General features: G+C 67.9%; 6 protein-coding genes. 2 read left to right on the top strand and 4 right to left on the bottom strand.

What is annotated here, in order from left to right; translation table 11 throughout:
• Positions 1-563, bottom strand: a 563-nt coding sequence (locus AOM45_RS08325) for a helix-turn-helix domain-containing protein (RefSeq protein ID WP_156249719.1), incomplete at its 3' end; no start/stop codon positions are given.
• Positions 564-728: 165 nt separating this feature from the next.
• A complete protein-coding gene (locus AOM45_RS08320; protein ID WP_269083633.1) occupies positions 729-1,895 on the bottom strand; it encodes a glycosyltransferase family 4 protein in 1,167 nt (388 codons plus the stop codon).
• 222 nt (positions 1,896-2,117) lie between these two features.
• Here AOM45_RS08320 and AOM45_RS08315 point away from each other — a divergent pair, with 222 nt between their 5' ends.
• On the top strand, positions 2,118-2,720 hold the full coding sequence (locus AOM45_RS08315) for a class I SAM-dependent methyltransferase (protein ID WP_236703217.1): 603 nt from the start codon (positions 2,118-2,120) through the stop codon (positions 2,718-2,720).
• On the opposite strand, the gene pgfA (AOM45_RS08310) is transcribed toward AOM45_RS08315, so the two are convergent.
• Entirely contained in the window at positions 2,717-3,673 is a 957-nt protein-coding gene (gene pgfA, locus AOM45_RS08310; RefSeq protein ID WP_035914028.1) for a cell envelope lipid trafficking protein PgfA, read from the bottom strand. The genes AOM45_RS08315 and pgfA (AOM45_RS08310) overlap by 4 nt on opposite strands.
• A 238-nt stretch (positions 3,674-3,911) precedes the next feature.
• Here pgfA (AOM45_RS08310) and AOM45_RS08305 point away from each other — a divergent pair, with 238 nt between their 5' ends.
• On the top strand, positions 3,912-5,039 hold the full coding sequence (locus tag AOM45_RS08305; protein ID WP_156094472.1) for an amidase family protein: 1,128 nt from the start codon (positions 3,912-3,914) through the stop codon (positions 5,037-5,039).
• Here the strand turns inward: AOM45_RS08305 and pgfA (AOM45_RS08300) are convergent.
• On the bottom strand, positions 5,024-6,136 hold the full coding sequence (pgfA, locus tag AOM45_RS08300) for a cell envelope lipid trafficking protein PgfA (protein ID WP_030473962.1): 1,113 nt from the start codon (positions 6,134-6,136) through the stop codon (positions 5,024-5,026). The genes AOM45_RS08305 and pgfA (AOM45_RS08300) overlap by 16 nt on opposite strands.
• Positions 6,137-6,311 lie beyond the last annotated feature (175 nt).

Here is a 6,311-nt window from a genome sequence, read left to right as displayed (position 1 = left end):
GCGGACGCGACCTCGCGGCGGAGTTCGCCGCGGGCTTGCAGGTAGATGGCCTGGTAGATGGTTTCGTGGGTCACGTGCAGCTCCGGCTGATCGGGGTGGTCGCGGCGCAGGCGCCGGCTGATCTGCTCGGGGCTGTACTTGTCGTCGAGCAGCGTCTGCACCGCCGCGCGCAGGTGGGGGCTGGCGGCGATCTTGCCGGTTTTCGGGCGTGGGCGGCGGGCGTCGGCGCGGTCCTGGGCGGCGTAGGGCCGGTAGTCACCGGTCAGCGGGTGGCTGTTGCGGCGGATCTCCCGGCTGATCGTGCTGCGCGGGCGGCCCAGTTCTCGCGCGATCTCGGCCTGGGATCGCTTGAGCCGCACCAGATCCGCGATCACCAGCCGGTCCGCGAGGGTCAGGTACCGCGATGATTCACCAGCTGAGGCGCCGGGCATGGCCGGGGCCGGTGACACGGCCTGTGTCACCGGCCCCGGCCGGCTACCGGCGGCGCGTCGCCACTTGTAGCCGGTGGCGTAGTTGATGCCCACGATCCGGCAGGCCTCGTTGGTGCCGACCCCACTATTCACAAGATCAAAGTAGCGTCGGCGCTCGGCCGCCAACTTCTTGCGCCCCTGCGGCCTGCGGTCCGGTCGAACATCGAACACGAGCAACCCCTGAACAACTCAGGCGTTGCAACAACCGCTAGAACCCGCCCATCTATCGGCCCGAACGTGCTTTTCGCGCCAAACCAATTAGGGTTGGGTGGCCTGCTGCACGACGCGGTGCTCGCGCGTCACGGGCCGCCGCGGCAGCCGCAACGCGCTGTGCACCACGCTCTCGAACGCGTCGAGGCTCTCCTCCCACGAGAACTGCTGCGCGCGCTGGCGCCCCGCCGCTCCCATGGCCTTGCGCAACGGCTTGTCCCGCAACAGGGTGTCCGTGTGCCGGACGAAGTCGTCGAAGTCCTCGGCCAGCAGGCCGGTCTCGTGCTCCACGATCGCCTCGGCCACGCCGCCCGCGGACCGGTACGCGACAGTGGGCACACCGTGGGCGGCGGCCTCCATGATCACGATGCCCCAGCCCTCCTTCACCGACGGGCACAGGTGCACCCAGGCGCCCGCGAGGATCTCGTGCTTGGTCTGCTCGTCGACCCAGCCGTGGATGACGACGCTGTCCTGGACGCCGCGGTCGATCGCGTGCTGCGTCAGGACTTCTTTCCACGGTCCTTCGCCGACCAGCTCCAGTCGCAGGTCCGGCCACTGAGGACGGAGCTGCGCGACCAGGTCGATCGCGTGCTCCAAACGCTTGTGCGGCACCAGCCTGGAGACGGCCACGAGGACCGGTGCCTCGGTGCGGCGAGCGGTGACCGCGGGTGGCGCGTCCAGTCCGTTCGGGACGACGACCGTGCGGCGCAGTTCGATGCCGAGCTGGCCGAGCTCGTCGCGCGTCACGTTGGACACGGTGATGTAGCGGCACTTGCGGTACAGGCGGGGTGCGAGCCACGACTCGATCCACCAGCCGATCCGGCCGAAGAACGGGCCGAGCGCGCTGTGCCACTGCTCGCGGTGCACGTGGTGCACCAGCACGAGGACCGGGCAGCGCGCGACCAGGCGGCTGAAGAACGGCATGCCGTTCTGCACGTCCACGATCACGTCCGCGTCCGAGCGCAGGATCGCGAGCAGGGCGTGCAGGTACACCGTGAACTTGTTGCCGCGCCTGCGGAAGCGGACGCCGGCGACCCAGTCGCCGAGCGGGGCGCGGCCGTGGTCGGCGCACTGGATCGCGACCCGGTAGCCGAGCCGCGCCAGCCCTTCGGCGATGCGTTCCACGTATCGTTCGGAACCACCGCCTTCGGGGTGTCTGGTGTCGCGCCAATTCACCAGCAGAATGCTCGGCCGGTTATCGGGACAACGCGACATCTACTCTCCCGGGTGCTAGGTTACCGCCAAGTAGTCATCGTAGACGGAATACAGGGGATGGCAATGGTCGAGATCGGTTCAGTTTCGGCCCGAGAAAGTTCGCACAAGCCAACTTTCAAGCGCTCTGTTCGGCTTTTTCGCGCATTTCTGAAAGAACAGTCCGACCCCGACCACTTCTACTCGATCCTGGCCGGCGACTCGGTCGGTCAGGTGTCCTCCTACGTGCCTCTGCGGGGTGCCGTCGTGCTGGACGTCGGCGGTGGGCCGGGCTACTTCGCCGAGGCGTTCCGCGCGGCCGGCGCCCGGTACGTGGGTCTCGACCCGGACGTCGGTGAGCTCTCCGCCCGCGGCGAGCCCGACCCCGGGATGATCCGCGCCAGTGGGACGGCGCTTCCGTTCCGTGACGGTTCGGTGGACGTCTGCTACTCGTCCAACGTCCTCGAGCACGTCGACGACCCGTGGCTGATGCTCGCCGAGATGGTGCGCGTGACCAGGCCGGGAGGCACGATCTTCATGTCGTACACGCCCTGGTGGTCACCCTGGGGCGGCCACGAGACCGCTCCCTGGCACTTCCTCGGCGGTGACTACGCGCGACGACGCTACGAGCGCCGCAACGGCAAACCGCCGAAGAACTACTTCGGTACTTCCCTGTTCCCCGTGAGCGTCGGAGCGGTCCAGCGGTGGGCTCACCGCCAGACCGTCGCCGACGTGGTCGAGACGTTCCCCCGGTACCACCCGTGGTGGGCGAAGTGGATCACCCGCGTGCCGGGGGTCCGGGAGGTCGCCTCGTGGAACTTCGTGGTCGTGCTCAGGCGACGTGCCTAGGCAACGTGCTTCGGCCGCCGCGCGAACACGCCGAGCAGAATTCCGGCCAGCAGGAGCAGTGCTCCGACGGAAACCAGAACAATCGGCCCGGTGCTGCTGATCAGGGTCAATTTGTCGCGCGCCTCGGTGGCGCGGGCAACTGATTCCTTGACCGTTTTCTCGGTGAAGGTCAGAGTGCCTTCGAGCAGCACCGTTCCTTCTTTGCCGTCAGGTCCGACCAGCACCTGCCGCTGCTGTTCCGAACCCTTGACGATGATTCCGCTCGTCGGCTCCACCCACATGGTGCGGGTGTTCGAGTAGCGGCGCTCCGCCTTGACCGACGCTTCGGTGCTGTTCACCAGCGAACCGGGCACCTCCTGGTCGCGGAACTTGGTCGACGGGATCTTCTGGACGAACTTGTAGACCTGAAGGCCGCCGATCTCGTCCGTGCCCTCGTACCGCGCCGTCGACGCCCTGCGCAGGGTCGTGTCGAAGTACTCGTAGTCCTTCGCCTCGGTGGCGAACGGGAACTTGTAGTTCAGGCCCTCCTGGTGCACCGCCTTGTCATCGGGGGTGGGGCCCTTCTCGTTCTCCGTCACGTACTGCTGGCTGCACTTGTCGAGCGCCATGTTCGTGTGCCGGTCGAGGCACACCCGGTGCTCCATCGCGGAGACCAGCTGGTTGTTCGAGTCGGTGACGACCAGACCCGAGTCCCACACCATGACGGTGCCGCCCGACTTGCCGTCCGGCAGCACCCGGTTGCTCTCGACCTTGCGAGTGGCGGTGAGCTGAGCGTTCTTGACGACGAGGTCCTTGGGGTAGAACACCTTCGCGGCACCTTCCGCAACGGATTCCACCTTCTGGTCGAGCGGCACGACGGCGAGCTCGGGGTACACGTAGAAACGCAGCACTGCTCCGAGCGCCAACGAAAAGATGCCCAGTGCTACTAGTACGAGGCTCGCGACACGTCGCACCCGTCCTCCTTATAGACGTGAGATGGACGTCACAGTGGCGTGCAAACTACCGGACAGTAACCTCTGCGCAACCCCCCGGGTGGGGTGACAGAAGTCATCTTGATCGGTCCGCGTGACGAAAGCAGCTACTCGGCCGCCGCAACGCAGAGCCGTTCGGCGCAACCCCTGCTGTCCAACGGGTAGCAGCTGAAAGAACCAGCTCCTGACTCATCGGCGACGATGCCGGAGGAAGAGACACGTGGCAGAAACCCCTGTGTGCTATCCCGGAGCAGCCGACCAGGCCCGGCTGCTCGCCAGCGGTACGACCACCGCAGCAGAACTCCTTGCGACGACGGAACATCGGCTCGGCTCCCTGCGCGAGGTTTTCACAGATGTCGATTTGACCGCCGCCCGGCGCAGTGCCGAGGAGGCCGATCGGCGGTTGGCCCGCGGCGAGCGCGGCGCCCTGCTCGGCCTTCCGCTCGCGGTCGAAGATTCCTTGCCGCACTCGGCATCCGGTGTGCTGACCGCCGCCGGTGCCGTCGTGGTGGGACGGACGTCCGCCGCCGAAAGACACCGCAACCCCTCGCCGGCACTGCCCGCCACGCTGCTCGACCCTCGGGTGTCCGGCACCGCGGTCGCCGTCTCGTCGGGTGTGGTGTCCGCCGTGCTCGCGCGCCGGGCGCCCGGTGCGGGCCGGGTTCCGGCCGGTGCCGCGGGCGTCGTCGGCTACGAGGCGTCCGGTGGGGCCGGCGTGCTGGCCAGGAGCGTGACCGACGTGGCGCACGTCCTCACGGGACTCGGCTGGCAGGCCAAGCCCGCTGATCGTCCACTGCGGATCGGTGTGTCTCTGCGTGGCGTCTCGATGACGACGCGCACACGCGCGCCCATGCGGCGGGCCGTCGAGGACGTCGCCGCCCTGTTGTCGATGCACGCCAACGAGGTCGTCGACCACGACCCGCACCTCGCCAGCGAGTCCCGGCTCCTGCTGGCGCCCCACCTGACCGCCGGCAGGCGTGAGCTCGAACTGCTCGGCAAGGTCGTGCCGACGCCGTTGCGCGGCCTGTGCCGGTCGCTGAGGGCCGCGGAACGCGTGATGCTGGACCAGATGTTCGCGGGCGTCGACGTGCTCGTGACGCCCGGCTACACCGGCCCTGCCGAGACGATGGCGCTGCCCGGCGGCGTGCTGGTGCGCAACGGCGCCACGTCGCCGTTCGCACCGCTGTGGAGGGTGAGCGGCTATCCGGCCGTGTCGGTGCGGGCGAGCTGGGACGCCGACGGCAACCCGCTGCCGGTGACCGTCATCGCGGTCCCGGCGGCGGAGGGCGCGCTGCTCGGCGTCGCCCGGATCATCGAGGAGGAAGGGGAAGTTCACCGCAGGCCGTAGTCGACGTTCGTGGAGGACACGACGTTCTTCAGGTCGAGGGAGCTGTCCGGGTCGCTGGCGTTGGTGACCCAGAAAGTGGTGCCGGTACCGAGGCAGGCACCGATCACCAGCGCCACTCCGGCGACGAGGAAACCCCGGCGGTGGAGCAGCAGCAGGACGAGCGCGGCCGCGATCAGCACGGCACCGGAGACCCAGAGGATCGTCGGCAGCGTGGTGATCATGAACAGCAGCGGCCGGTTCTTCTTGACCTCGTCGACGTTCGCGGTGACCGAGGCGGGCGTCAGCGCGAGCTCGCCGTCGAACGCGTAGGTCCCCTCGCCCGCGCGCTGCGTCACCGTGCGCAGCTCCTGCTTGATGTCCTCGCGCAGCGACAGCACCGCCCCGGTCTCGGGCTCGACCAGCAACGTGCGGGTGACGCCGTAGTACTGCGTGACGTCCACGGAGGACTCTCGACTGCCGATCATGGAACCGGGCACCTGGAAATGATCCAGCTCCCTCGGTTCGATCGTGTGCACGAACCGGTAGACGTCGAGCCCCTGCAACTGCTGCTCGCCGGCGAAGTGGATCGGGACCGGCTCCTTGAGAACCGTGTCGTACCAACGGTAGTCACGCTTCTCGGTGCCGAACGGGAACACGAAGTTGAGGCCGGGGTGCAACGGCTTGGCGCCCTGGCCGATCATCCGCTTGCCCTGCTCGGTCTCGTAGAACTCGCCGTGGCACGGCGCGACGGCCTCGCCGGTGCGGCGGTCGATGCAGATCCGGCGCACCTCGGCGCTGAGGACGAGGTCGTCCTTGCTCTCCTTGACGATCGTCGACCGCTTCCAGACGGTGACGTCACCGTTCTGCTTGACCTCCGGCGCCGAGAGGTCGCCCTCGACGTGCGTCGTGGCCGTGACGCTGAGGTTGTGGCGTATCTCGGGAAGCCCGTTCGGCGGGTAGACGATCGCCGTGACGCCTTCGCCGGAGGAGACCGAGACGTTGTCGATGTTGTGCTGCAACTTGGCGAGGTAGGGGTGGGTGTGCAGCTGCAGCACCAGTCCGGTGGCGACAGCGAACGCACCCAGTCCGAGCAGGGCGGCTGAGACTGCGGTTCGCACGAGTCCTCACAACTATTCGGTTGGCAGGGAGGTAAGTCCCGTGAGGCGCGCGCTTTCCGGTAACCGTGCGTTCAGTTCTACTCCGGAGTGAACCAGATCACAAGACTAACCCGAATCTCGTTCGGGTTTAAGTGCCGTCGCGGCGGCGTCACGATCGCCGCGCATCCGTACCAAT

The organism is Lentzea aerocolonigenes, from assembly GCF_000974445.1.
Taxonomy (GTDB): domain Bacteria; phylum Actinomycetota; class Actinomycetes; order Mycobacteriales; family Pseudonocardiaceae; genus Lentzea; species Lentzea aerocolonigenes.
Note: the sequence above shows the minus strand (reverse complement) of the source record. Positions and strands in the feature narration are given on the sequence as shown.